The 24,336-nt window shown below is 66.1% G+C and carries 23 protein-coding genes and 1 pseudogene; 14 read left to right on the top strand and 10 right to left on the bottom strand.

The features are described from left to right. Positions 1-13: 13 nt before the first annotated feature. Positions 14-868 carry a pyridoxamine 5'-phosphate oxidase family protein gene (locus tag JX552_RS26775; protein ID WP_241010739.1) on the top strand — a complete coding sequence of 285 codons (855 nt, stop codon included), beginning with the start codon at positions 14-16 and terminating at the stop codon, positions 866-868. Here JX552_RS26775 and JX552_RS26770 read toward each other — a convergent pair. Further along, a complete protein-coding gene (locus JX552_RS26770) occupies positions 865-1,179 on the bottom strand; it encodes a DUF4286 family protein (protein ID WP_205874798.1) in 315 nt (104 codons plus the stop codon). The two genes, JX552_RS26775 and JX552_RS26770, sit on opposite strands and share 4 nt — an antisense overlap. A 19-nt stretch (positions 1,180-1,198) precedes the next feature. Next, positions 1,199-1,513, bottom strand: a complete 315-nt coding sequence (locus JX552_RS26765; protein ID WP_431195895.1) for a 2Fe-2S iron-sulfur cluster-binding protein — start codon at positions 1,511-1,513, stop codon at positions 1,199-1,201. A gap of 60 nt (positions 1,514-1,573) precedes the next feature. Here JX552_RS26765 and JX552_RS26760 point away from each other — a divergent pair, with 60 nt between their 5' ends. Genes JX552_RS26760 through JX552_RS26745 form a run of 4 tightly spaced genes read left to right on the top strand, consistent with a single transcriptional unit; the run spans position 1,574 to position 5,734 of the window. Beyond that, positions 1,574-2,977, top strand: a complete 1,404-nt coding sequence (locus JX552_RS26760; RefSeq protein WP_205874796.1) for a class I adenylate-forming enzyme family protein — start codon at positions 1,574-1,576, stop codon at positions 2,975-2,977. Then, the gene (locus tag JX552_RS26755) at positions 2,955-3,890 is read left to right on the top strand and encodes an acyl-CoA dehydrogenase family protein (RefSeq protein WP_205874795.1); all 936 of its coding nucleotides are present in this window, start codon (positions 2,955-2,957) and stop codon (positions 3,888-3,890) included. The genes JX552_RS26760 and JX552_RS26755 overlap by 23 nt, the downstream gene beginning before the upstream one ends. Then, complete coding sequence (locus JX552_RS26750; RefSeq protein WP_205874794.1) at positions 3,877-4,965, top strand: acyl-CoA dehydrogenase family protein; 1,089 nt, start codon at positions 3,877-3,879, stop codon at positions 4,963-4,965. The genes JX552_RS26755 and JX552_RS26750 overlap by 14 nt, the downstream gene beginning before the upstream one ends. 1 nt (position 4,966) lies before the next feature. Beyond that, positions 4,967-5,734, top strand: a complete 768-nt coding sequence (locus JX552_RS26745) for an enoyl-CoA hydratase/isomerase family protein (protein WP_205874793.1) — start codon at positions 4,967-4,969, stop codon at positions 5,732-5,734. 76 nt (positions 5,735-5,810) lie between these two features. Here JX552_RS26745 and JX552_RS26740 read toward each other — a convergent pair whose 3' ends face one another. Continuing rightward, entirely contained in the window at positions 5,811-6,617 is an 807-nt protein-coding gene (locus JX552_RS26740; RefSeq protein ID WP_205878709.1) for a transglutaminase-like domain-containing protein, read from the bottom strand. Positions 6,618-6,703: 86 nt separating this feature from the next. Further along, entirely contained in the window at positions 6,704-7,564 is an 861-nt protein-coding gene (locus JX552_RS26735; RefSeq protein ID WP_205874792.1) for a proline iminopeptidase-family hydrolase, read from the bottom strand. Positions 7,565-7,699: 135 nt separating this feature from the next. Between JX552_RS26735 and JX552_RS26730 the strand changes: the two genes are divergently transcribed. Then, positions 7,700-8,572 (top strand): ArgK/MeaB family GTPase, encoded by an 873-nt coding sequence (locus JX552_RS26730; RefSeq protein WP_205878708.1) that lies wholly within the window; start codon positions 7,700-7,702, stop codon positions 8,570-8,572. A 34-nt stretch (positions 8,573-8,606) separates the two neighbouring features. Here JX552_RS26730 and JX552_RS26725 read toward each other — a convergent pair whose 3' ends face one another. The 3 genes and pseudogenes from JX552_RS26725 to JX552_RS26710 all read right to left on the bottom strand — a co-directional run bounded on the left by JX552_RS26725 (position 8,607) and on the right by JX552_RS26710 (position 11,239). Next, a complete protein-coding gene (locus JX552_RS26725; RefSeq protein ID WP_205874791.1) occupies positions 8,607-9,776 on the bottom strand; it encodes a glycosyltransferase family 4 protein in 1,170 nt (389 codons plus the stop codon). A gap of 76 nt (positions 9,777-9,852) precedes the next feature. Further along, entirely contained in the window at positions 9,853-10,620 is a 768-nt protein-coding gene (locus JX552_RS26720) for an NAD-dependent epimerase/dehydratase family protein (RefSeq protein ID WP_205874790.1), read from the bottom strand. After that, a pseudogene (locus JX552_RS26710) lies at positions 10,610-11,239 on the bottom strand (MMPL family transporter). Before JX552_RS26710 ends, JX552_RS26720 begins: the two are co-directional and overlap by 11 nt. Positions 11,240-11,786: 547 nt before the next feature. On the opposite strand from JX552_RS26710, the gene JX552_RS34310 reads away from it, so the two are divergent. Both JX552_RS34310 and JX552_RS26700 read left to right on the top strand, forming a co-directional pair. Further along, a complete protein-coding gene (locus JX552_RS34310; RefSeq protein ID WP_205874787.1) occupies positions 11,787-12,182 on the top strand; it encodes a hypothetical protein in 396 nt (131 codons plus the stop codon). Between the two features lie 13 nt (positions 12,183-12,195). Then, positions 12,196-13,410 (top strand): sensor histidine kinase, encoded by a 1,215-nt coding sequence (locus tag JX552_RS26700; RefSeq protein WP_205874786.1) that lies wholly within the window; start codon positions 12,196-12,198, stop codon positions 13,408-13,410. Between the two features lie 21 nt (positions 13,411-13,431). Here the strand turns inward: JX552_RS26700 and narL are convergent, their stop codons facing one another. After that, the gene (gene narL / locus JX552_RS26695; protein ID WP_205874785.1) at positions 13,432-14,085 is read right to left on the bottom strand and encodes a two-component system response regulator NarL; all 654 of its coding nucleotides are present in this window, start codon (positions 14,083-14,085) and stop codon (positions 13,432-13,434) included. Positions 14,086-14,215: 130 nt separating this feature from the next. Here narL and JX552_RS26690 point away from each other — a divergent pair, with 130 nt between their 5' ends. Further along, positions 14,216-15,433, top strand: coding sequence for a sensor histidine kinase (locus JX552_RS26690; protein WP_205874784.1), 1,218 nt, complete (start codon positions 14,216-14,218; stop codon positions 15,431-15,433). Here JX552_RS26690 and JX552_RS26685 read toward each other — a convergent pair. Together JX552_RS26685 and JX552_RS26680 are read right to left on the bottom strand one after the other, a co-directional pair. After that, positions 15,423-17,063 (bottom strand): FAD-dependent oxidoreductase, encoded by a 1,641-nt coding sequence (locus JX552_RS26685; RefSeq protein ID WP_205874783.1) that lies wholly within the window; start codon positions 17,061-17,063, stop codon positions 15,423-15,425. The two genes, JX552_RS26690 and JX552_RS26685, sit on opposite strands and share 11 nt — an antisense overlap. A 14-nt stretch (positions 17,064-17,077) precedes the next feature. Further along, entirely contained in the window at positions 17,078-17,743 is a 666-nt protein-coding gene (locus JX552_RS26680) for an IclR family transcriptional regulator (protein WP_205874782.1), read from the bottom strand. Positions 17,744-17,858: 115 nt separating this feature from the next. Here JX552_RS26680 and JX552_RS26675 point away from each other — a divergent pair, with 115 nt between their 5' ends. Genes JX552_RS26675 through JX552_RS26655 form a run of 5 tightly spaced genes read left to right on the top strand, consistent with a single transcriptional unit; the run spans position 17,859 to position 24,318 of the window. After that, complete coding sequence (locus tag JX552_RS26675) at positions 17,859-18,725, top strand: alpha/beta fold hydrolase (RefSeq protein ID WP_205874781.1); 867 nt, start codon at positions 17,859-17,861, stop codon at positions 18,723-18,725. Then, complete coding sequence (locus JX552_RS26670; RefSeq protein WP_205874780.1) at positions 18,722-20,425, top strand: bifunctional 3-(3-hydroxy-phenyl)propionate/3-hydroxycinnamic acid hydroxylase; 1,704 nt, start codon at positions 18,722-18,724, stop codon at positions 20,423-20,425. Before JX552_RS26675 ends, JX552_RS26670 begins: the two co-directional genes overlap by 4 nt. Continuing rightward, the gene (locus JX552_RS26665) at positions 20,373-21,293 is read left to right on the top strand and encodes a 3-carboxyethylcatechol 2,3-dioxygenase (protein WP_241010738.1); all 921 of its coding nucleotides are present in this window, start codon (positions 20,373-20,375) and stop codon (positions 21,291-21,293) included. Before JX552_RS26670 ends, JX552_RS26665 begins: the two co-directional genes overlap by 53 nt. Then, positions 21,290-23,014, top strand: coding sequence for an FAD-binding protein (locus JX552_RS26660; RefSeq protein ID WP_205874778.1), 1,725 nt, complete (start codon positions 21,290-21,292; stop codon positions 23,012-23,014). The genes JX552_RS26665 and JX552_RS26660 overlap by 4 nt, the downstream gene beginning before the upstream one ends. A gap of 2 nt (positions 23,015-23,016) precedes the next feature. Beyond that, a complete protein-coding gene (locus tag JX552_RS26655; RefSeq protein ID WP_205874777.1) occupies positions 23,017-24,318 on the top strand; it encodes an LLM class flavin-dependent oxidoreductase in 1,302 nt (433 codons plus the stop codon). Positions 24,319-24,336 lie beyond the last annotated feature (18 nt).

Below are 24,336 nucleotides of genomic sequence, written 5' to 3'. Positions count from 1 at the left end.
GGGAGCTGGTCCTGTGTCTCATCGAGCCGCTGCGGTCGGCTTCCACACCGGCGAACTCGCCGTGCAACGACAGGCTGGCGTGCAGGACGCTGCGGCACGGTTGGCGCCGATGGTCGCTGATGGCGAGTTGCGCGCCGGTGCGAGCGCTTTCCTCGCCAAGGCCAATTTCGCCGCGCTGAGCGCCCGCGACGCAGCGGGACGGCTTTGGATATCGCCCTTGGTCGGCGACCCCGGCTTTCTGCAGGTGGTCTCGCCTACCCGACTGCTGATCGCGACAACGCCACCCGCGGCGGACCCGTTGCGCGAGTTGCCCGGTAACCAGCCGGTCGGTCTGGTGGTGATGGACTTCTCGACGCGCCGTCGCCTGCGCATTAACGGCATGCTGTCTACCGCCGACTCCGGTGCGCTGGCGATCGATGTGGACCAGGCCTACGGCAACTGCCCGCAATACATCCACCCGCGCCAGCTGCGCCGACACTCCGGCGACAGCCAGCTGAACATGTTCCACGGCAACGTGTTACGGCCGCAAGATATCGAACTGGTGCACGCCGCCGACACGTTCTTCCTGGGCACCACCCATCCCGAATCCGGCAACGACGCATCGCACCGCGGTGGTCCGGCCGGTTTCGTCCGCGTAGTTTCCGGTCGGCTGTCATGGCCCGACTACCCGGGCAACAACATGTTCAACAGCTTCGGGAACCTGTTCAGCGACCCCACCGCCGCCCTGTTGTTCGTCGACTTCGACAGCGGCGCCACGCTTCAGCTCTCCGGCACAGCCACGCTGCGCTGGGACGTAGACGCGACGGCCACCGGGCGGTGCGTGGTGTTCACACCCCAGGAGGTCGTCGCTTCGGGATCGCTCGCCTAGCCTTCCGAGTCACACTCGGCGATCACCTCGAGCAGCCGCGGTATCGGTGGCGGATCGAGTTGCAGGGCGCTCGACATGGTCAGCCTGGCCTCGCTCATGCCGGCCAGGACCGCCTGCAGATCGTCACCCTCGATCTCATACAGCGCGACGTAGGGCCCTTCGTCGTCGACCGGTCGCAGCCGGCGCGCCGAGACGATCCCGTCGACAGCCACCAGCTCCGGTAGGTGGATGTCGTCGTACCACGAGTTGTACTCCTGTTCACGGTCCGGCGAACTCGGATAGGTTTCGACGTAGATGATGCCTTTCGCCATAGTCGCTGGCCTTTCGTGACTACTCGTAGTGAACGGTGATCGGCGTGGTATCCGGAATGCCTTGGCACGTCAGAATGTAGCCGTCGGTCACCTCGTCGTCATCGAGCGCATCGTTGACGCGCATGGTCGCACTGCCCTCGCTGAGCCGGGCCATGCAGGTGCCGCAGTTGCCGGCCTCGCAGTTGAATGGTGGATCCAGCCCGGCCCGCCGCGCGGTTTCCAGCAGCGTCTCGCCGGGCACCAGCGGCACCGATACTTTCCTGCGGTCGAGGTGAATCGTCACCACGGCGGCATCCGTCATACGCACCTTCCACCCACTTGTATTCTTCTCCATTGAGAATACTATTCTCACTAGAAGATAGGACCTTCTCAAGACCGCCGGAAGGATCGAGACGTGACCGAACCGGCCGCGCTCGTGTTCGGGGATCGGCGCTTGCGCCTGCCGGAACTCGATGGGTTGACCGACAGTCTGGCCGGAAGCCTGCGCAAGCGAGGTGTCATGGCCGGTCAGCGCGTCGCGCTGATGGCCTCGAACCGGCCCGAGTTCATTGCCGCCGTGCGCGGGATCTGGCGGGTCGGCGCGGCGGCGGTGCTGATCAGCCCGGCCTGGAAACACGACGAGGTCGAGCACGCGCTGGCTCTGACCGACCCCGCCGACGCGGTCGGCGACCATCCGGTGCTCGCCGGCCTGATGTCCATGCTGCATCTGGACGAACCAGCCGTCCCGGCCACACCCGAACCCACCCCGAGCCCGCCCGACGGAGATGCCGTGCTGGTGTTCAGCTCCGGCACCACCGGGCTGCCGAAGGCGGTTCGGCACACCCATGCTTCGCTGGACGCGGCGGTGCGGCATTGGCGCGACGCGCTGGGATTGACCGAGCGGGACCGCCTGCAGGTCACCACCCCGCCGTCGCACATTCTCGGTCTGCTCAATATCATCACCGCGCTGCGCACCGGGTCTTCCGTCAGGTTGCATCCGCGCTTCGACATCGACCGAATGCTGCGGCACATCGAAACCGACCGCATCACAATCGAAATGGCGGTCGCACCGATCGCGTTGGCCATCGCGTCGCACCCCGGCCTGGAGTCCTACGACCTGTCGTCGCTGCGGTACATCATGTGGGGCGCCACGCCGGTCACCGCCAGCATCGCCGAGACGGTGACCCGTCGCACCGGTATCGGCTGGGTTCCGGCCTACGGCACCACCGAGCTGCCGGTGATCGCCTGCAACCCGTTGTGCGGTGCGCGCCTGGACTCCGTCGGACGCGCGGTGCCCGGCGTGCGGCTGCGGGTGGTTTCGCTGGACACCGGCGAGCCCGTCGGTCGCGGCGAGGTCGGTGAAATCCAGGCGCGGGCCGATTCGCTCATGGCAGGCTATCTGCCCGCCGCGGCGACCGCCGAGGTCTCCGACGATGGCTGGTATCGCACCGGGGACGTCGGATCACTGGACGACGCAGGCTGGCTGCGGATCACCGACCGCTTGAAGGAAATGATCAAGGTCCGCGGCTTCCAGGTCGCCCCCGCCGAAATCGAAACCGTGCTGCACGGCCATCCGGCGGTGAAGGACTGCGCGGTCTTCGGCGTCCCGGACGGCGCGAACGGCGAAGCGGTGATCGCCGCGGTCGCCACCCACGTCCCGGTCGATGCCAAGGAACTCATTACCTGGGTGGATGCGAAACTCGCGTCCTACAAACGCCTGAGTCGGGTGGCGTTCGTGGCCGAGATTCCGCGGCTGCCCTCGGGCAAGGTGCTGCGCAGAGTGCTCAAGGAGAGTTATGGATGTACGTCTGACCGCTGAACAACAGCAGTTGCGCGACGCAGCGGCCAGAATGGCTGACGACCTCGGCCCCGGCAGTGTGCAAGAGTTGGCCGACCAGGCCCGGATCGCCCGTCTGGACAAGCGGATTGAACAGACGGGCTGGCGTTCGCTGCGATCGGACGGGGCCTCGGGGGTTGAAGTCGCCTTAGTCGCCGAGGAATTCGGCCGCCGGTTGGTCGATGCGCCGTTTCTCGGGCCGGTGCTTGCCGACGATCTGGCGCGTCATCTCCCGGGTGCGGAAGCCTCCGGTGCCGGTGCCGGTGCCGGTGCCGGCGCCGCGACCGTGGCGGTCGGTGATATCGCCTTCGACACCCGGGGCTATCGGCGCGCGTTGCTGCTCTCGGGCACCACGCTGCTGGCCGTCGAGTTCGAGGGTGACGGCGATGGTGCGGACCTGACCCGCACCTGCACCGGACTGGCCGGCGGGTCAACGCAACTGGGCGAGGTGCCCGCCGAGGTTGCCGACCGGTGGGTGGCCCTGGCGTTGGTCGGCACGGCCGCGGACCTGGTCGGCTGTGCCCGCGGCGCCCACGCGCTCGCGTGCGACTACGCCAAGATCCGCGAACAGTACGGCAAATCGATCGGGTCATACCAGGCCGTCGCCCACCTGCTGGCCGAAAGCCTGGCGTTGATCGAAGGCTCGGTCAGCATCCTGCGGCACGCCGCCTGGGCGGTGGACGAGTTGGATTCGGCCGCCGCGATCCACGCCGCCCGGGTGGCGAAAATCTACTGTGCCCGGGCCACCAGAACGGTGTGCGAGACGGCGATACAGGTGCACGGCGGCATCGGCAACACCTGGGAATGCCTGGTGCACGTGTACCTGCGCCGGGCGCTGACGTCGACCGAGCTGTGGCCGGTCACCCTGAAGGAGGTCGGCCGTGGACTTTCGTGACTCGCCGCAGGAGGCCGAGTTCCGGCAGCGGCTTCGCGAGTGGCTATCGTTGCATGCCAACGAGTTCAGTGGCTCGGGAGACGAGTACTGGGCCCGCCAGGCAGACTGGCACCGCGCGCTCTATGAGGAAGGCTTCTTCGGGCTGTCCTGGCCACGTGACTACGGGGGGTTCGAGCTGCCGCCGGTCTACGACGTCATCGTCGACGAGGAGCTGGCCCGCGCCGGCGCTCCGTTGCGTCCCAGTGTCGGCTATCTGGTCATGGGGATCGGCCGCCACGGCAGCGACGGGCTGCGGCAACGTTTCCTGCCCGGCATCATCAACGGTTCCGAGCGATGGTGTCAGGGATTCAGCGAGCCGGGGTCGGGTTCGGACCTGGCGTCGTTGACCACTGCCGCGACCCGCGACGGCGACAACTACGTGATCCACGGCCACAAGATCTGGACCAGCTACTCCGACGTCGCCGACTGGTGCCTGCTGCTGGCCCGCACCGACCCCGATGCCAAACGTCACCGCGGTCTGTCGGCTTTCGTGCTGTCGATGAAACAGCCCGGCGTGCAACAACGTCCGCTGCAGATGATCAACGGCGTGACCAACGAATTCGGTCAGGTGTTCTTCGACGGCGCCACCGTGCCGGCTGATCGCATGGTCGGTGCCCCCGGCGACGGGTGGGCCGTCGCCATGACGGTCGTCGGGCACGAACGTGAGCCGTCCACCCTCGGTTACGCGGCCCGCTACAACAAGCTGGTCGCCGAGTTGGTAGCCCGCAGCGACGGCGAGCCGTCTGACGAAGTGTCCTGGGCGGCGGTGCAGGCGGAGATGCTGACCCATCACGTGCGTCGTCGGCTGTCCGAGCAACTCGACGGGGTGTCCCACGGCCCGGAAGGTTCGTTGGACAAGCTGCTGATGACGTGGGTGGAACAGTCCGTTGGACACGCTGCGCTGGCGGTCGGCGGCACCCGTGACCCCGGACTGTTCGGCGCCTACCTGTACAGCCGTGCGCAGAGTGTGATGGGCGGGACATCACAGATACAGAAGAACATCATCGCCTCGCGAATCCTGGGACTGGGAGTCTGACATGTATGACATGCCAAGCGAAATCGACGTGCGCGCCGACGGGCCGTTGCGGATCATCACGCTGAACCGGCCGGATGACCTCAACGCCGTCAACGACAGTCTGCACGTCGGGCTGGCGCGGTTGTGGCAGCGACTCACCGACGACGCTTCGGCCCGGGCCGCTGTGCTCACCGGCAGCGGCAAAGCCTTCTCGGCCGGCGGCGATTTCGCGTACCTGGCCGAGCTGGCCGAAGATGCCGCATTGCGCGCCAAGACGATTCGAGACGGACGCGAGATCGTGCTGGGTATGGCGCGGTGCCGCATCCCGGTGATCGCGGCCGTCAACGGGCCGGCCGTGGGCCTGGGGTGCAGCCTGGTGGCGCTCAGCGACATCGTCTACATCGCGCCGGACGCATTTCTCGCCGACCCGCACGTGCAGGTGGGCTTGGTGGCCGCCGACGGTGGTCCGTTGACCTGGCCGCTACACATCAGCCTGCTGCTGGCCAAGGAATATGCGTTGACGGGCACCAGGATTCGTGCCGAGCGGGCGGTCGAACTCGGCCTGGCCAACCACGTGGCCGACGACCCGTTCGCCGCTGCGGTCGAGTGCGCCCAGAAGATCGTGGAGTTGCCGCAGCAGGCGGTGGAGAGCACCAAGCGGGTGCTCAACATCCATCTGGAGCGGGCCGTACTGGCCAGCCTGGACTATGCGCTTTCGGCCGAGCATCAATCGTTCGTCACCGAGGACTTCCGGGCGATCGTGGCCAAGCTCAACGCCGACAAAAACTGAAGCCCGGCGAGCAGACACAAAAGCACCCGAAATCGCTTGGTTTGCGGTGCTTTTGTGTCTGCTCGCGCGGGCAAGCTCAGCCCAGCGCGACTAAGTCTTCCACCGAGTCGCGCGGCAGCGGGTCAGTGGTGACCGCGGTGATCACCGACTCGGTCAACTCGATGGCGCCCCCGTGATTGTCCAGGAACGCGGTGTCGGCGGCGTCGCGCCCGGTGGCGATGCGCAGCATCGTCTGGCGCGGCGCCAGGCAGGTCGCATCCACCACCTGCCACTTGCCGTCGATCAGGGCTTCGGCGACGGCGTGGAAGTCCATCGGGTCACAACCCGGTGCGTAGACCGCGACCAGGCGGGCGGGCACGTTGACCGCGCGCAGCAGTGCGACCACCAGATGTGCGTAGTCGCGGCAGACGCCGGCTCCCGCCAGCAGCGTATCCGTCGCGCCGTCGATCGGATCACTCGACCCGGGAACGTAATTCAGCCTCGTCCCGACCCAGGAGGAAACCTTCTCCAGTAACGTCACCTTCGAGTTGGTGTACCGGCCGAATTCGGTGGCCGCGAAGCCGAAGAACTTGTCGGCCTCGGCGTAACGGCTGGGCCGCAGGTACGTCGACACGTCGAGGTCGCGGACCGCGATCGGATCGGCTCGCCCGGTCACCGTGGCCTCGTAGGCGACCTGCAGATCGCCCTTGCCGACATCGGCAGTGTGGATGCGGGTTCCATGCTCACCGGCAATCTCGCGCACCGGGACCGGTTTGCCGTCCAGGTTGACCGTCAAGGACTCGTCGATCTGCAGTCCGGGTAGCGACGCCACCGCGATCTGGAACTCAAGGGTCGTGGGGTCGGTGACGGTGACCCGTAGGCTGGCCCCGACCTCACGCTTCAACAAGGTGTCCCCCTTTGTGACGATCCCGCCTCAACTTCATTGTTCGTAGCCAACCACAGCTGACCTGTACCCGCATTCGCTGGCGATCAAGCCCCGTCGTGCGGGGCCAGGAAGGCACGCATCACCGCGTCGAAACGGTCGGGCTCCTCGATGAACGGCAGGTGGGCGGTGTTGTCGAAGAACTCGAACCGGGAGCCTCTGATGAGTTCGTGCATCTCCCGCATGTGCTCCGGCGAGCATTCGTCGAACCTGCCGGCGATCAGCAGGGTGGGGAGCGTGATCTCGCCCAGTCGGTCAACCACATCCCAGTCCCGGATGGTGCCGACGATATGAAAATCGCTGGGTCCGAACATCGTTTGGAAGATCTCAGCGCCCATGTTCTGAAAGGCCCGGTAGAGATCGCGCGGCCAGGGCCGCGAGCGGCACAGGTAGGTTTCGTTCCAGGTGGTGATCGCCGCCTGGTATTCCGCGGAATCGGTGGTGCCCGCGGCTTCGTGGCGATCGATCGCGTCCTGGGTGGCGGCGTCCAGTCCGGACTTCAGCCGGATCACGTTCGCGGCAAACACGGGGATCGAAGCGGCGCTGTTGGAGATGGTGAGGCTGACGGCACCCGAGGGCACGTCAAGGACGTACTGCTGTGCCAGCATGCCCCCCCACGAGTTACCGAAGATGTGGAAATCCCTGAGCCCCAACGCTTGGATCACGGTGTCCATTTCGGCTACCGAGCGCCGCATTGTCCACAGGTCGGGGTTGGAGGGGTGCTCGGAATTGCCGCAGCCAAGCTGATCCCAGAAGATGACTTCGCGTTGGTCGGCCAGGCGCTCCAGTGCACTGAGGTAGTAGTGCGGCAGGCCAGGTCCGCCGTGCACCACCAGCAAGGGAAGACCGTCGCCCGCGCCCACTCGCTTGAACCACACCCTGCCGCCCGGAACCTCAATTGTGTTCACGCTGCCATTATGGTGGCGCGAGCAGACGCAAAAGCACCCGAATGGAGTCGAATTCGAGTGCTTTTGCGTCTGCTCGCGGGAAGCTGAGAGAATGGGGTTTTCCTCACTGCCCTGCCCGGCCGAACGGACGCAATGCTGGACATCTCCGACTTGATTGCCAAGGCGCGCAACGGTTCTCCGCGCGCCGCCGGACGGCTGCTCAGTCTCGTCGAGGGCGAGCGCCGAGACGAGGTGCTGGCCGCCATCGGGCCCGCCGCGCCGGTGCGCGTGATCGGTATCACCGGGCCGCCCGGCGCCGGCAAGTCGACGACGATAGGCGCGCTCGTCGGTGCCTATCGGGCGCAGGATCACCGGGTTGCGGTGCTGGCCGTGGATCCGTCGTCGCCTTTCAGCGGCGGAGCGCTGCTGGGCGACCGCATCCGAATGACTGCGCATATCAACGACTCCGATGTGCTCATCCGTTCGGTGGCCAGTCGGGGCCATCTCGGTGGGCTCGCCGCCGCAGTTCCTGCCGCCATCCGGCTGCTCGGGTCCATCGGTTATTCCGTCGTGTTGTTGGAAACCGTCGGAGTGGGCCAGTCCGAAATCGAGATCGCCGCTGTTGCGGACCCCACCGTCGTGATCCTCAACCCCGGAGCCGGAGACGCGGTGCAGGCCGCGAAGGCCGGTCTGCTGGAAGTCGCTGACATCGTGGCGGTGAACAAGGCCGACCGCGACGGCGCCCAGCAGACCGTGCGCGATTTGCGCGCCGAAACCGACGCGCCGATCGTCAGTTTGATCGCGGCCCGGGCTGAGGGAGTCGAGGATCTGGTGGCCGCCATCGACGCCCATCACCGCTCCGACAACCGCGCCCGGCGGCTGGCCCGGGCCCGGGCGCAGATCCTTTCGCTGGCGCAGACCCGACTGCGGACCCGCACCGACCTCGACTCACTCGCCAGATCGGTGGTCGACGGGCACGAGGATCCCTACGCGGCCGCCGAGAGACTGCTGTCACCGCAACAGGGGTGACGTTCGATCCGCGCGTGCCCGTTAGCCGGGGGCATTACGTCCCAGATGTGGCGGCGCTGTCGGCAAAGCGTCCGTGCGCGGTGTTCTCGCCGATGGCGCGCACATAATTGCGACGCAACTGATCCGTGGCTGACGTCCAGCCCCACCGCTCGGCTTCCTGGCGCGCAGACCGACTCATCGCCTTGCGCAACGCGCCATTGGCCAACAGCCGTTTGCTCTGCGCGAGTAGCTCTCCGGGACGGTCGGGTTCGTACAGAAAACCTGTAACGCCATCCTGGACGACGTCAGGAATTCCGCCCCGATTGGCGGCGATCACGGGGCAGCCCGCAGCCATCGCCTCCAGCAGCACCAGGCCCAGAGTCTCGGTACAGGAGGTAAGCATGAAGGCGTCGGCACTGGCATAGGCTGCCGCCAACTGTTCGCCGCGTAGGTACCCCAAGAAGGTGGTTGCGGTGCCGGCGAAATACTTCTCCAGCTGTCTTCGGTGCGGGCCGTCGCCAACCAAGGCCAACCGAGCGTCAGGCAACCCATCGAGCACCACGCGCATCTGTTCGATCTCCTTCTCCACCGCCAACCGGCCGACATAGAGGAGAAGTGCGCCATGGTCGCTGTGGTTTCCCAGCAGTCGATTGCGCCACTCCGACGACGCGCGGTGAGGATGGAAGAGTTCGGTGTCCACCGCGCGTGGCCACTGTGTGACGCGCTGGACGCCTCTGCCGCGGAGGTCTGCCCCAAGCGGCGCCGAGGTACAAAGTGTCAGCCTCGCCTGGTTGTGGGCCGTCTTGACGAGTTGCCAACTCGCTCGCTTCACCGGCCGGGGCCACCCATAGAAGTCGGCGTACTTGAGAAGATCGACGTGATAGCTGGCAACCAGCGGTATTTTCTTGCGCTTGGCTAACCAGATTCCTCCCACGCCCAGCATGCCGAACGCGTTGACAACGTGGATCACATCCGGCTGAAAGCGTTCCAGCGCAGCGGAAATGGTGTGAGTGGGCAGCGCCAATTTCACTTCCGGGTACGACGGCAAGCGCACGGACGGCAAACCTACAATTTCAGCTTCCCGGTAGGTGGACGGCGCATCGCCGGGGCAGAAGATCTGCACTTCATCCCCGCCGGCGGTGAGATGCTTGACCGTCATGGTGAGCCTTGTGACGATACCGTCGACTTTCGGCAGGAAATTGTCGGTGAAGATGGAAATGCGCATCAGGTGAACCTCGCGTTCGGGGAAGGGGAGCGGCGTGCGCCGCTGCGTCAAGATCCGTGCGGGGACGGGCGCTATCTCATAGTTCGGAGGTGAGAGCGCCCAACGGAATCATCGACGCGCCGCCGATCTCCTTCTCTCCGCCACGCGCAGTATCCAGCCATGCGCTCGTACATGGCACCCGAGCAGGATCGCACCGGTAAGCGAAGCGCTTTGCGACGTCTACGAGTTCGGTCATCAAACCTTCGCTCAGCGTGGTAGGCCGTAGCCCGAGGTCAATCAAGTGCTCGTTCTTCACCTGCAAGTCGTTCTCCGCAGCTTCCTTGCGCGGATTCGGCAGGTAAGCGATCTCAGCGCCGGTGAGGGCAGCCACCTTCTTCGCCAGATCCCTGATTCTGTGAACTTCCGTCATCTGGTTGAAGATGTTGACTCTTTCCTCGCTGCCCGGCGGATTCTCCAGCGCGAGCTGGACGCAGCGAACGGAGTCAGTGATGTGGATGAAGGCACGGGTCTGCCCGCCCGTACCGTGCACCGTCAGCGGATATCCGATCGCCGATTGCATCAGGAAACGGTTGAGCACTGTTCCGTAGTCGCCGTCGTAGTCGAAACGATTGATTAGTTTCGGATGACGCTTAGTTTGTACGGTGTTCGTGCCCCAGACAATTCCCTGGTGCAGGTCTGTGACCCGAAGTCGATCGTTTTTGTTGTAGAAATAGAACAGCAGTTGATCGAGGGCTTTTGTCATGTGATAGACACTGCCCGGGTCGGCGGGATAGAGGATTTGTCTCCGGGATGGACCGGTAGCGCCGTCGGGAATCTCGACGTCCAGGTATCCCTCATTCCTCACGAATCCGGGATATCAACAGCATGTTGTAGTCGGCGCCGACCGCGACCAGACAGACGAAAGACAAGCCGGGCAGGCTCCAATGTAAGTCCTGTCCCAGGATCAGTTGGAGAACAATGACGCTGAGTCCCAAGGCCGAGAAGTAGGAAATGAGAACCGAAGCGATCAACTACAGCGGAGCGACCATTGCTCTCAGCAGCGCCGTTAGGATGAGAAACACGATGATGACGGTCGCGACGAAGATGAACTTCATGTCGCGTTGGTAATAGTCGTGTGTGTCTTTCAGTCCGGCGGTGATGCCGGTCAACGCGATCGAGGCGTCCACCAGTTCAGTGTTGGGCTGAGTGGACTTCGCGGCGTCGATGATCTCGCTGATTTGGTCCATCGCCTGCGCGGTAAAGGGATTCAGTGCGCTTTGGACAAAAAACCGAGCCGAGTGGCCATCGTCTGAGAGGAAGAATTTCGCACCGCTTCTGTACTCGTCGGTGCCCATGAACTGCGCCGGAATATAGAAGCCGGTCATGGACCGACGATGCGCGTCATGCTTGATGTCGAGCAGAAATGCGGACGCGTCGCTCAGTCCCGTCCCTAGCTGCTTGGTCCTGTCGACCAACTGCTGCACCCATCAGCCACCGCTGCGCCGCCGTCGGCCAGAGCATCGGCTCCGTGCGCCATTTGAGCCATCCGGGAACGTAGTCCGCCGGCTGTTCTCAAGAAGTTGACGGTCTGACTCAGTTGTTGGGCGAGCTTATTCATCGTCAGGGTGACGGTCCCGAGATCACGCGTTTCCCGAAAACTCGCGGCCAGCGCGGCAATCGACCCGAGAGTGCCATCGTTGTCGGCGGTGACGATTGACGCCAATTCGTTGCGCGAGCGCACGCAGGCAGGATCGGTGCTGCACTCGGGGCTGGATGACAGCGCAGCCACGATAGGGCCTGCCCACCCGCCGGCTCTGCTCGCCCAGCGGGTCAGGTGAAACATGGCTACCGACAAGCGCTTTGCGACCCTCGACTGACGCTGCTGGCGGTGTCGAGCCTGGCGACGCTGATGGGCGTTTTCGCCGCGGTGCCGCTGTTGATGTCTGATTCCGGACTCGGCGCCGGCGCCTACGGTTTCGTGCAGTTCGCCAATGCCGGGATCGTGGTAGTCCTGACGCCGGTGCTGACACCGTGGCTGACGCCAGACTGGCGAGCGGGCCGCGGCTGGACATCATGGCGGTCGCGGGGGTTTGGCTGGCGCTGTGCATGGCAGTGGCGGTGCTGGCCCACACCGCGGCGGTTTTCGCATTGGCCACCGCGGCGTGTTCACCGGCCGAGATCGCCTGGTTCGTCGTCGCTGCGGGCGTCGAGCACCGGATCGCGCCGGTCGCCAATAGCGGCTTCTATCAAGGAATTTGGTCGATGACCACCGCGGTCGCGGCCGTCGTTTCGCCGACCCTGGTGGCATGCGCACTACCGCTTGGCGGACGTCCTGTGTTGGCGGTCGCCATGGTGGTGGTGGGCCTGATCGGGCCGGCGTGCTGCCCGCAGCTGGCGCGTTCGTTTTCCAGTGTGAACAGTCGGTGAGTACGGTGTTTCGGTGGCTTTCGGTGGTGACGTGGAGCTCGACCGAGTGCGCAAGAATCATCAACTGCGCGCATATCGGGTCGTTGCCATCCTGCGGGTCGGAGTGTTGGCATTCGTCATCGGCGCGATGGTCGTCGCCGCTCCCCGATACGAATGGGGTAGTCAGATCGCCCTGGTCAGCCTGTACGCATTCGCGACCGTTTCTGCTCTGATACTGGCGTTCACGCCCTTTCACCGACTCGGTATCACCCGCTTCCGGGTAGGCCGGATGGAACCGTTCGCCTTCACCGCGATCGACGTCATCGTGCTGACGGCGCTGCAGCTGCTTTCCAGCGACGGCGTCTATCCGCTGCTGATCATGATCCTGTTGCCGGTGCTGGTGGCGGTGGACATGTCGGCCAGGCGGGCGGGGGTGATACTGCTTTTCACCATGGTCGGCTTCGCCCTGGCCGGGGTCCAGGACCACTTGCAGAAACGGGCGATCGGGTGGCCCGACACCGCCTTCCTCTTTGGGCTCTATGCGTTCATGTGCGTCGCCGCATTGGTGGCGGTGCGCATCGAGGAGCGCCACAGCCACTCGGTCGCCGCGCTCAGCGCGCTGCGTGAGGAGTTGCTGGCGCAGACGATGACCGCCTCGGAGGTGTTGCAGCGCCGGATCTCGGAGGCGATCCACGACGGGCCGCTGCAGGACGTGCTGGTCGCGCGGCAGGAGCTCGTCGAGTTGCAGCTCGACGACCCCGAGGACGACCGGGTCAGCCGTGCGCTGACCGGGTTGCAGAGCGCGTCAGAACGTCTGCGGCAAGCGACTTTCGAGCTGCACCCGGCGGTCCTCGAGCAGGTCGGGCTGGGGGCGGCGGTAGAGCAACTGGCCGGATTCACCGCCAAACGCTCGGGCATCGAGGTGAGCACTGACATCGACTACCCGATCCGCAACGCGATCGATCCGATCGTGTTCGGCGTGGCGCGGGAATTGCTGTCCAACGTGGTACGGCACTCCCAGGCCACGAACGCCTCGGTCACACTCGGTATCACCGACGGCACGTGCGTGCTCAACGTCGCCGACGACGGAGTGGGCGTCAACGACGACACGGTGGCGCGCCGCCTGGGGGAGGGGCACATCGGTCTGGCGTCGCACCGCGCCCGCGTCGAAGCCGCCGGTGGCTCCTTCGTCTTTCTCGGGGCGAGCAGCGGCACCCGCGTCTGCGTGCAACTGCCGCTGAAGAAGTGACTGCGTCGCACGCAGTGGCGCTCAGTCCAGCAGCTTCTGGCGCATCGCTTCTGCGACGGCGGCGGCACGGTCGCTGACGCCGAGCTTCTCGTACAGGCGCTGTACGTGCGTCTTCACCGTCGACGGCGCCACGTACAGTTCGGCGGCGATGGCCGGAATGCTCTGGCCACGAGCGATGCGGTGGAGCACCTCACGTTCCCGGGCGCTGAGCACCGGGGCGCTCGGAGCCGCGCGCTGGCGGATCTCCCCGGCCAAACCGCCGACCAGAGACGGCGCCACGACGTCGCGGCCCTTGGCGCAGTCGAGCACGGCCTTGACGATTTCGGTGCGCGTGGAATCCTTGAGCAGAAAGCCGGCGGCTCCCTGCTGCAGCGCCTGATAGACGATCGCCGACTCGTCGTGCGCCGAGATCAACAACACGCGGGTCGGCAACTCGTAGCTGCGCACGGCGGCGGCCACCTGGGCGCCATCCATCCCAGGCATGCGGTAGTCGAGCAGGGCGACGTCGGGCTTGTGCACCTTGATCAATTCGAGGGCCGCTGAACCGTCATCGGCTTCGCCGACCACGTTCACCGAGCCACTGAGTGAGAGCGCGCGGACCACGCCCTCGCGGAATAACGGGTGATCGTCACCGACCACCACACGGACCTTCTCGGGGGTCGCAGAGCCGACCATGGCGAAAGTGTAGCGGCTGCCGGCAAAGATCCGTTCACAATTGCCTCAGTAATCGCCACCGATCACGACATGTTTGCTCCTGGCCGAGTCTGGGGCCCCTTGCCGCGGGTCTGATGAGTACGGTGTTCTCGTGGCGACCAGTGACGTCGAACTGGACCGCGTGCGCAGAGTGCACCGGTTGCGCTCCTACCGGATCGCTTCTCTGCTGAGGGTCGGCGTCGTTGCGCTGATGATGGCCGCCATGCTCATCGGCACCCGCCGGTCCGAATGGGCTCAGCAAAGTGTATTGATCACGCTCTACGCCGGCATCGCCCTGTGCTCGCTGGTGCTAGCCTTTGCGCCGTCGCGGGCTTGGGTGGGCATGGGCCCGCTGGTCCGGATGCGCCGACTGGAACCGTTCGCGTTCACCGCAATCGACGTGGTTGCCCTGACGGGCTATCAGATGCTGTCCACCGACGGGATCTATCCGCTGCTGATCATGACCCTGTTGCCGGTCCTGGTGGGCCTCGACGTGTCGACCCGCCGGGCGGCGGTGGTATTGGTCTTCACCCTGGTCGGGTTCGCGCTCGCGGTCGTCGAGGATCCGATAATGGTCAGGGCGATCGGCTGGCCCGAAGCAGTCTTCCGGTTCGCGCTCTATGCGTTTCTGTGTGGCACCGCGCTGGTCGTGGTGCGCATCGAGGAGCGCCACGCGCGCTCGGTCGCCGGCTTGAGCGCGCTGCGTGAGGAGTTGTTGGCGCAGACCATGACTGCCTCGGAAGTGTTGCAGCGCAGGATTTCCGAGGCCATCCACGACGGGCCGTTGCAGGACGTGCTGGCCGCGCGGCAGGAGCTCATCGAGTTGGAACTCGATCACCCCGACGACGAGCGGGTGAGCCGGGCGTTGTCGGGGTTGCAGACCGCGTCGGAACGCTTGCGTCAGGCTACCTTCGAGTTGCATCCGGCGGTTCTGGAAGAGGTCGGGCTGGGGCCTGCGGTGGAGCAATTGGCCGGATTCACCGCCCGGCGCTCGGGTATCAAGGTCACCACCGACGTGGACTACCCGATCCGCAATGAGATCGATCCGATCGTGTTCGGTGTGGTCCGGGAATTGTTGTCCAACGTGGTGCATCACTCGCAGGCCAAGAGCGCCTCGGTCATGCTCGGCATCACCGACGAAATGTGTGTGCTGAACGTAGCCGACGACGGGGTGGGGGTCAACGGTGAAACGATGGCGCGGCGGCTGGGGGAGGGCCATATCGGTCTTGCTTCGCACCGGGCACGGGTGGACGCCGCCGGCGGCACCTTCGTCTTCCTCGAAGCTCCCACCGGAACGCACGTGTGCGTAGAGGTGCCTCTCAAGGCCTGACGGACTCGCCTTCGGCAACGTTGTGCGCCGCCGCGTACCCGGCCCGGTACCCGAAAACCATTGCCGGCCCCAAGGTTCCACCGGCACCGCCGTAGGCCCGGCCGGTCGCCCCGGCCATCGCGTTGCCCGCGGCGAACAAGCCCGGAATCGGTCGGCCGCTGACGTGCAACACGCGGCCGTCGGGATCGGTCCGCGGACCGCCCTTGGTGCCCATCGATCCCACGCAGACCGGTACCGCGTAGAAGGGCGCGGCGTCGATGGGCCCCAACGTCTTTCCGGCCAGGGTGGTGGCCCTCTCGTCGCCCCAGTAACCGTCGTACGCACTGGACCCACGCCCGAAGTCCGGGTCGCCGCCGGCGGCGACGTTGCGGTTCCACCGCTCGATGGTGCCGGTCAGACCGGCGGCGTCGATGCCGGTCTTGGCGCCCAGCTCGGCGAGATCGGCCGACTCGCAGAACCAGTCCGGAACCGATTCTCCGGGTGCGACACCGAGAAATCCGTAGCTGCGCAGATGAATCGAGTCGAAGACCATCCAGGCGCGATCGTTGACATAGCCGCCGCGAGGATCGAGGTAGTGAAAGGCGCCGGCCATCGAGTTGTATTCGCCGGCCTCGTTGACGAACCGCTTGCCCGCCTTATTGACGATGATGCTGCGTGGGCGGGTGCGTTCCAGCCGCACGCTGCGGCTGCGCTGCCTACCGGCGATGGTGTCGCCGGGGATGCGCACGATCGGCACCCACCAGGCCTCGCCCATGTTGGCTAGATCCGCGCCGAGCGCCATCGCCATGCGTAGCCCGTCGCCGACGTTGTTCGGGGGTGAAACGGCCCCGTGCATCGGTCCTCGTAGAAAAGCCTTGACCAGCAATGGATCCCATTCGAATCCGCCGGTGGCCAGGATGATCCCGCGGCGCGCGTGGACGGTCATGCTCTGTTCGGGACCGGTGACCCGTACGCCCGTGACCGTTCCGCCGTCGACGACGAGCTCGGTGGCTCCGGCGTTGGTGCAAGGAGCCACTCCCACGTCGAGCAGGCCCTTGAGTAGACCGGCGATCAGCGCGGTACCCGCCACGCACAACTCGCCCGACCGCTCGATATCAGCGTGCAGGCGTGCCCTGGTTTCGGCGTCGAACCCGACGTTGGACCAGTCGGCGGGGAATGCGGTGATGTGGGCGGCCCAATCGCCGACCCGGCTGAGATCGAACGGCGCCGCGCTCAGCGAACGGCCGCCCGACGGTTGTCCGCCGGGCAACTCGGGCTGATAGTCGGGAAAGCCCTCGGCGATCTCAAAGCGCAGGCCGCTGTGTTTCTCCACGAAGTCGAGCATTGACGGCCCGGTCCGCACGAACTCCTCCACCAGGGCGTCGTCCATCGAGCCGAAGGACTGCGCGCGCAGGTACCGTAGCGCGTCATCTACCGTCAATTCCCCTGCTGGAGAACGGTTGTGGGCGGGGATCCAGGCGATCCCGCCGGACACAGCGGTCGTTCCGCCGACGGTGTCGGACTTCTCGAACACACCCACCGTGGCTCCCGCGATCGCCGCGGTCAGCGCCGCCGTCAGGCCGGCGCCGCCGCTGCCGAGCACGACGACATCGTATTCGTGGTCCCAGTCCGGTTTCTCACCTGACGGCATACCTGAAAGCCCTTTCAGCTCAGTAGCGCAGACAATTGCTCGGCGGCCTTGATGACCGCGTCCTTGCCGCGCATCACCACGTCTTCGCGGTGGGAGATCAGATTGATACATGTCGGCGGGGCCGGTGCTGGACGACGAACCGGCACCGCGAGGCCGTAGGTGTTCGGCTCGATCTCGCCGTGGGTAGTGACCCAACCGCGCTGTCGTGCGGCGGTGACCAGGTCCCGCTCGCCCGGACGCGGCGGCATGTTCGCGAGCAGCGCTATCCCGGCCGCGCCGCGGTCCAGCGGGTAGCGGCTGCCCTCGTGGAAGGCGAGCTGGTAGGCGACCTGGGTCGGCACGATTACCGCGATGGCCACCTGCTCGTCGCCCTCGGCGATCAGCAGTGACACCGTGGTGCCCAGTTCGTCGGCCAGCGACCGCAGCGTGGGCAGGCAGAGCTGACGGACGTTGTGGTCGAAGGACGCACCGAGCGTCGCGAGGCCTGCGGCCGGGCGAAAGCGGCCGTCTTCCCCTTTGGTGACCAGTCGAAACTCCGCCAGGGTGGCCAGCAAGCGGTATGCGATGGTCCGGTGCACGCCGACCTGGTCAGCGACCTCTTGCATGGTCAGGCCGGTGGGGGAGGCCGCCACCAGTTGCAGCGCGTTCAGGCCCCTGGCCAGCGTCTGGGAACCCGTCACGGTCTTGACAGACCTTTCTGCGAGAGCGAAGCTCTATATATATCGCACATTAATGTGCGATATTAGCACATAGGCTAGGTCGAAAACGAGAACGGGATTTCCGGCGGAAGGAATCGTGACCGAGTTCGAAAGCGTGTGGAGTGACCTGCAAGGTGTCGCGTTCTCCCAGGGCTTCCTGGCGGCCGGCGGCGTCCGCACCCGCTACCTGCAGGCAGGCGACCCGGGCCGGCCGGTGCTGATTCTGCTGCACGGTTCCGGCGGGCACGCCGAAGCTTATGTGCGTAACCTGGCCGCGCATGCCGAGCACTTCTGGACCTGGTCGATCGACATGCTGGGGCACGGGTACACCGACAAGCCGGGCCACCCGTTGGAGATCCGCCACTACGTCGAACACCTGATGTCGGTGGTCGCCACGATCGGAGCCGACCGCATCCACCTGAGCGGAGAGTCGCTGGGAGGCTGGGTGGCCGCCCGCGCCGCCGTCGACCATCCGGCCGTCATCGATCGCCTGGTCCTCAACACCGCGGGCGGCTCGCAGGCGGACCCGGTGGTGATGAAACGCATCATCACGCTGTCCATGGCCGCCGCCGAGGACCCGACCTGGGAGACGGTCCAGGCGCGCATCAAGTGGTTGATGGCGGACAAGTCGAAGGATTACGACGACCTGGTTGCTAGCCGGCAACGCATCTACCGGCAACCCGGTTTCGTCGCGGCGATGCGCGACATCATGGCTCTGCAGGACCCGGAGATCCGCGCCCGAAACCTGTTGGGGCCTGACGAATACGGAGCCATCGCCGCCCCCACGCTGGTGCTGTGGACCAGCGACGACCCTACCGCCGACGTGCCCGAAGGCCGGCGCATGGCCTCGATGATCCCCGGCGCGCGCTTCGAGGTGATGCCGGGTTGCGGTCACTGGCCGCAGTACGAGGACCCCAAGACATTCAACCGCTTGCACCTCGACTTCCTGCTGGGCCGCGGATGACCGCCGGGCACGGGACAGACGTCGACGTACTCATCGTCGGTGCCGGACCGGTGGGATTGACCTTGGCCAATATCCTTGGCCTGCAGGGTGTCCGGACGCTGGTGGCCGAGGAACGCTCGACGCTCATCGACTATCCCCGCGGTGTCGGCCTCGACGACGAGGGGTTGCGCACCTTTCAGTCCATCGGTCTGGTGGAGCGGGTTCTGCCGCACACGGTCCCGAACCAGATCCTGCGGTTCTACGACGCCCGCCGCCGGGTGCTCGCCGAAATGGCGCCGCCGGACGCGCGATTCGGCTGGCCCAAGCGCAACGGCTTCGTGCAGCCGCTGGTCGACGCCGAGCTGTTGCGTGGCCTGGATCGGTTCGGCCACGTCCAGGTGCGGTGGAACAGCCCGATGGTCGCGTGCACGCAGTCCGATGACGCGCTGCTCGCCGAACTCGTTGGCGCACAGCCGCAAAGCGTGCGGGCCGGCTACGTCGTCGGCTGTGACGGCGGGCGCAGTGTGACCCGCGCCGTGATGGGGGTGTCTTTCGACGGCACCACGTCACCGACCAGGTGGCTGGTCGTCGACATCGCCAATGATCCACTGGGCCACCCGAACAGTGAGGTCGGCGCCGACCCGGAACGCCCGTACGCCTCCATCTCGATCGCGCACGGAATCCGGCGGTTCGAGTTCATGATTCACGCGCACGAAACCGACGAACAGGCCGAGGACCCGGCATTCCTGCGCCGGATGCTGACCCGCATGGTGCCCTATCCCGACCGGGTCGAGGTCATCCGGCGCCGCGTCTACACCCACCACTCGCGGATCGCCGGCGCGTTCCGCAGTGGCCGGATGCTACTCGCCGGCGACGCGGCACACCTGATGCCGGTGTGGCAGGGGCAGGGCTACAACAGCGGCATTCGCGACGCCGCCAATCTCGGGTGGAAGCTGGCCGCGGTGGTCCGGGGACGGGCGGATGAGCCGTTGCTGGACACCTATGACGTCGAGCGGCGCAAGCACGCCCGGGCGATGATCGACTTGTCCACCTTGGTCGGCCGGGTGATCTCACCGACCAATCGCCGAGTCGCCAGGGCGCGGGACGCGGTCATCCGCTCGGCCTCGATCGTGCCGTCCCTCAAGCGGTACGTGCTGGAGATGAGGTTCAAGCCGATGCCGCGCTACGAGCACGGCGCGGTAGCTCACCCGAGCGGTGTGGCGCCGCGGCCGGGCTCGCCGACCGGCACGCTGTTCATCCAGCCTCGGGTCGACACGCGGACTCAGCGTGACGTTCTGCTCGACGACGTGCTGGGCGCCTGGTTCGCCGTGTTGTGCTGGAACAACAACCCGCGCAGCATCCTCGGTCAGCGTGCCTTCGAAGACTGGAAGGCACTGGGGGCGCGCTTCGTTGCACTGCGACCACTGACCCAGCTGGAGTGGACCGGGCAGGACGACGCCGACGTGGTGGTGGTCGGCGACCGCGACGGGCACCTCAAGGCCTGGTTCGACCGGCACGACGAGTCGGTGGTATTCCTGCGCCCCGATCGCTGTATCGCCGGCGCCTGCATCGCGCAGCGCTCTGCCGAGCTGAGCGCCGCGCTGATCGAGGCCCTCTCCTTGACGCCGGGGGGAGGTGAATCGAACAGTGGCACTGGCTCTTTGCTGTATGTCCCACAGCCCGCTGCTGAATCTACCGGGGCCGCCGCAGGATCTGCTTGACGACGTCGACGCTGGGATCGCGCGGGCCCGGGACGTCGTCGCCGACTTCGACCCCGACCTGGTCGTCACGTTCGCCCCGGACCATTACAACGGCTTTTTCTACAAGGTGATGCCACCGTTCTGCATCGGCCTGGAAGCCGATGGAGTCGGTGACTACGGGACCTACGCCGGCGCGCTGCCCGTCGCCAAAGACCTTGCGGCGCAATGCGCCGACGCCGTGCTCGATGCCGGCGTCGACGTCGCGGTATCGGCGAGCATGGACGTCGACCACGGCACCGTGCAGCCGCTGGAGAAGCTGTTCGGTTCAGCCACTTCGCGCCCGGTGATCCCGATCTTCGTCAACGCGGTCGCGGAGCCGCTGGGGCCACTGCACCGGTGCCGGGTGCTCGGCAGCGCCGTCGGGGAGTACTTGGCCACCCTAGGCCGCAGGGTGCTGATCCTCGGATCGGGCGGGCTCTCGCACAGCCCGCCGGTACCCACCCTGGCGACCGCCGCTCCCGCTCAGCTGCAACGGATCGTGCACGGCCAACCCATGACCGTCGAACAGCGCCGAGCGCGGCAGGCCCAGGTGATCGAGGCGGCCAGACTTTTTGCCGGCGGCGCCAGCGATCTGCAACCCCTCAACCCGGCCTGGGATCAACGCTTCCTGGGCATCGTCGACAGTGGCCACCTTGCCGACCTCGATCGATGGTCCAACACGTTCGTGACGCGCGAGGGCGGCAGCTCGGCGCAGGAAATCCGCACCTGGGTAGCGGCTTTCGCAGCGCTGGCGACGGCCGGCCCGTACCAAACCACGGTGCGCTACTACAGACAGGCGGACGAGCTGATCGCCGGATTCGCCATCCGGACGGCGGTGCCGATTCGATGACGTCCTTCGATGACTTCGATCACATGGTGGACGTGTTGATCGTCGGTTCCGGCGGCGGCGGGATGACGGCAGCGCTGACAGCGGCGTGGTGCGGACTGGACGCGCTGGTCATCGAGAAGTCGCCGCAGTTCGGTGGTTCCACCGCCCTGTCGGGCGGCGGTATCTGGGTGCCGGGGGCCCCCGCGCAGCGGCGGGCGGGCTACTCACCGGCACCGGAGGAGGCGGTCCGCTACCTCCGGCGGATCACCGAAGGTCTGGTCAGCGACGCACGGATCCGCCAGTACGTCGAATCGGCGCCGAGGATGCTGGAGTTTCTGGAAGGACTGAGCCCCTGGCTCGAATTCGTCTGGAAGCCCGGCTATGCCGACTATTATCCAGAGCTGCCGGGCGGCTCCGAGCTTGGCAGCACCATCAACGTACCGCCGATCGATCTACGCGAACTCGGCGCCGACGAGCCCAGACTGCTGCAGCCACTGGCGCTGGTTCCCAAGGGGATATGGCTGGGGCCCAAAGAGTTACGCTCCTTCTACCGGATCCGGCAATCCTGGTCCGGCAAGGTCGTCCTGGTGAAGCTGATTGCGCGGATGATCCGGGCGCGGCTGTTCGGCGAGCGGATCGCCGCGATCGGACAGTCGCTGGCCGCGCGGCTGCGATTGGCCATGAAGGAACGCGATATCCCGCTGTGGCTGGACACGCCGTTGAGTGACCTGGTCGTCGACGCCGACGGATCGGTGGTCGGTGCCCGGGTACGCCGCGGCGGCGCGCTGCAGCGGATCGGGGCACGTCGCGCCGTGATCCTGGCCTCCGGCGGCTTCGACCACGACATGGCCTGGCGCAAAGAGCATCAGCCGGTGGTCGACCAGGACTGGAGCTTCGGCAGTCCGGCGGCCATGGGTGACGGCATCCGCGCCGGGCAGGAAGTCGGCGCCGCCGCGGACCTGCTCGACGAAGCCTGGTGGTTCCCCGCCATCCAATGGCCGGACGGGCGAATGCAATTCATGCTCAACGAGCGCATGATGCCCGCGCAGTTCATCGTCAACGGCGACGGCAAGCGGTTCATCAACGAAGCTGCGCCCTATATGGACTTCGGTCACGCCATGATCGAGGGCCACAAGTCCGGCGTCACGCACATTCCGTGCTGGCTGATCACCGATCAGCGGTCCTTCAACCGTTACGTCATTGGCGGGCACCTGCCGATACCGAAGATTCCCGGTGCCCCGGTGCCCACCGGGCGCAAGGTCCCGAAGGCGTGGCTGGACTCCGGCGTCGTCAGATCCGCGACCACCTGGGCCGAACTGGCGGCCAAGATCGATGTTCCGGCAACACAACTGGAGGCCACCGCGGCCCGGTTCAACGAACTCGCCCGCGCCGGACATGACGACGATTTCAACCGCGGTGACAGCGTCTACGACAACTACTACGGCGACCCGACGCTGCCCAACCCCAATCTGTATCCGCTGGGCGACCCGCCCTACTACGCGTTTCGCATCGTGCCCGGTGACCTCGGCACGTCCGGCGGCCTGCGCACCGACGAGTTCGCCCGCGTCCTGCGTCCCGACGACACCGTGGTGCCCGGACTGTACGCGGTGGGCAACACGTCAGCCCCGGTCATGGGCCGCAGCTATGCCGGCGCGGGCGCGACCATTGGACCCGCCATGACTTTCGGCTTCGTCGCCGCCAAACACGCAGCCACACAGACCCTTAACTCCCATAGGAGGTAACCGTGAAGATTTCCCTGTTCTACGAGTTCGCCCTGCCGCGGCCCTGGGCCCCTGACGACGAGCGGGAGATGCTGCACGACTGCCTCGACGAGGTCGAGGCCGCCGACAAGGCCGGATTCTCCACCGTGTGGCTTACCGAGCACCACTTCCTCGAGGAGTACTGTCACTCCACGGCGCCGGAGATCTTCCTGGCCGCGGCCAGTCAGCGCACCAAGAACATCCGGCTCGGGTTCGGCATCATGCATCTGCTGCCCGCGGTCAATCATCCCGCCCGAGTCGCAGAACGCATCGCCACCATCGACCTGCTGTCCAACGGGCGGGTGGAGTTCGGCACAGGTGAAGGTTCCTCGGTGGGGGAACTCGGTGGATTCGACGTCGACCCCGCCGACAAGCGCGCGCAGTGGGAAGAGGCCCTGGAGGTCTCGATCCGCTGCATGATCGAAGAACCGTTCACCGGATTCAAGGGTGAGCAGATCCAGATGCCGCCGCGCAACGTCATCCCCAAGCCGCTGCAAAAGCCGCACCCACCGGTCTGGGTGGCCTGCACGCGGCCGGCCAGCGTACAGATGGCCGCCCAAAAATGCATCGGCGCACTCAGTTTCGCCTACACGGGGCCCGGCCCGCTGACCGACCGGGTCAATGGTTACTACCGGGAGTTCGAAGAGAACGGCGTGCCCAGCACGCCCCAGATCAACCCGAACATCCTGGCCATCGGCGGGGATCTGTCCATGATGGTCGCCAAGACCGAAGAAGAAGCGCTGCGACGCCTGGGGCAGGGCGGCGGATTCTTCTCGTTCGGGATCATGCACTACTACCTGACCGGCATGCACGTCCCCGGCCGCACCGGAGTCTGGAACCGCTACCTCGAAGAGGTGGAGAAGGACCCGACCCTGGCCTATGGCCCCGGACGCGGCGCCATCGGTTCGCCGGACACCGTCCGCGAGTTCTTGCGTGGCTACGAGGAAAGCGGCGTTGACGAGATAATCCTGCTGCTCAACCCGCGCAGCCACGAGGGAACCATGGAATCCATCGAACTGATGGGCAAAGAGGTGCTCCCGGAGTTCATCGAGCGGGACGAGAAAGCGGTGGCGGCGAAGGCCAAGCGGCTGGCGCCGGTCATCGAGAAGGTTGAGGCACGCCGGCCCAGGTCGACCGCACCGTTGTTCGACGAAACCTACGCCTTCGGCGGGCTGCCCACCGGGCGCGACAAGTTCACCGCGAGTGAGATTCCCGAGGCCATGGCGGAAATCAACCAGGGACGTGTCCAGGCGGCGCAGCGGTTGAAGGAACAGCAGGCCAAGTGACCCCGGAAGCTGGCTGAC

This window comes from Mycobacterium gordonae, from assembly GCF_017086405.1.
Taxonomy (GTDB): Bacteria; Actinomycetota; Actinomycetes; order Mycobacteriales; family Mycobacteriaceae; genus Mycobacterium; species Mycobacterium gordonae_D.
This window is presented reverse-complemented; position numbering and strand designations above follow the sequence as displayed.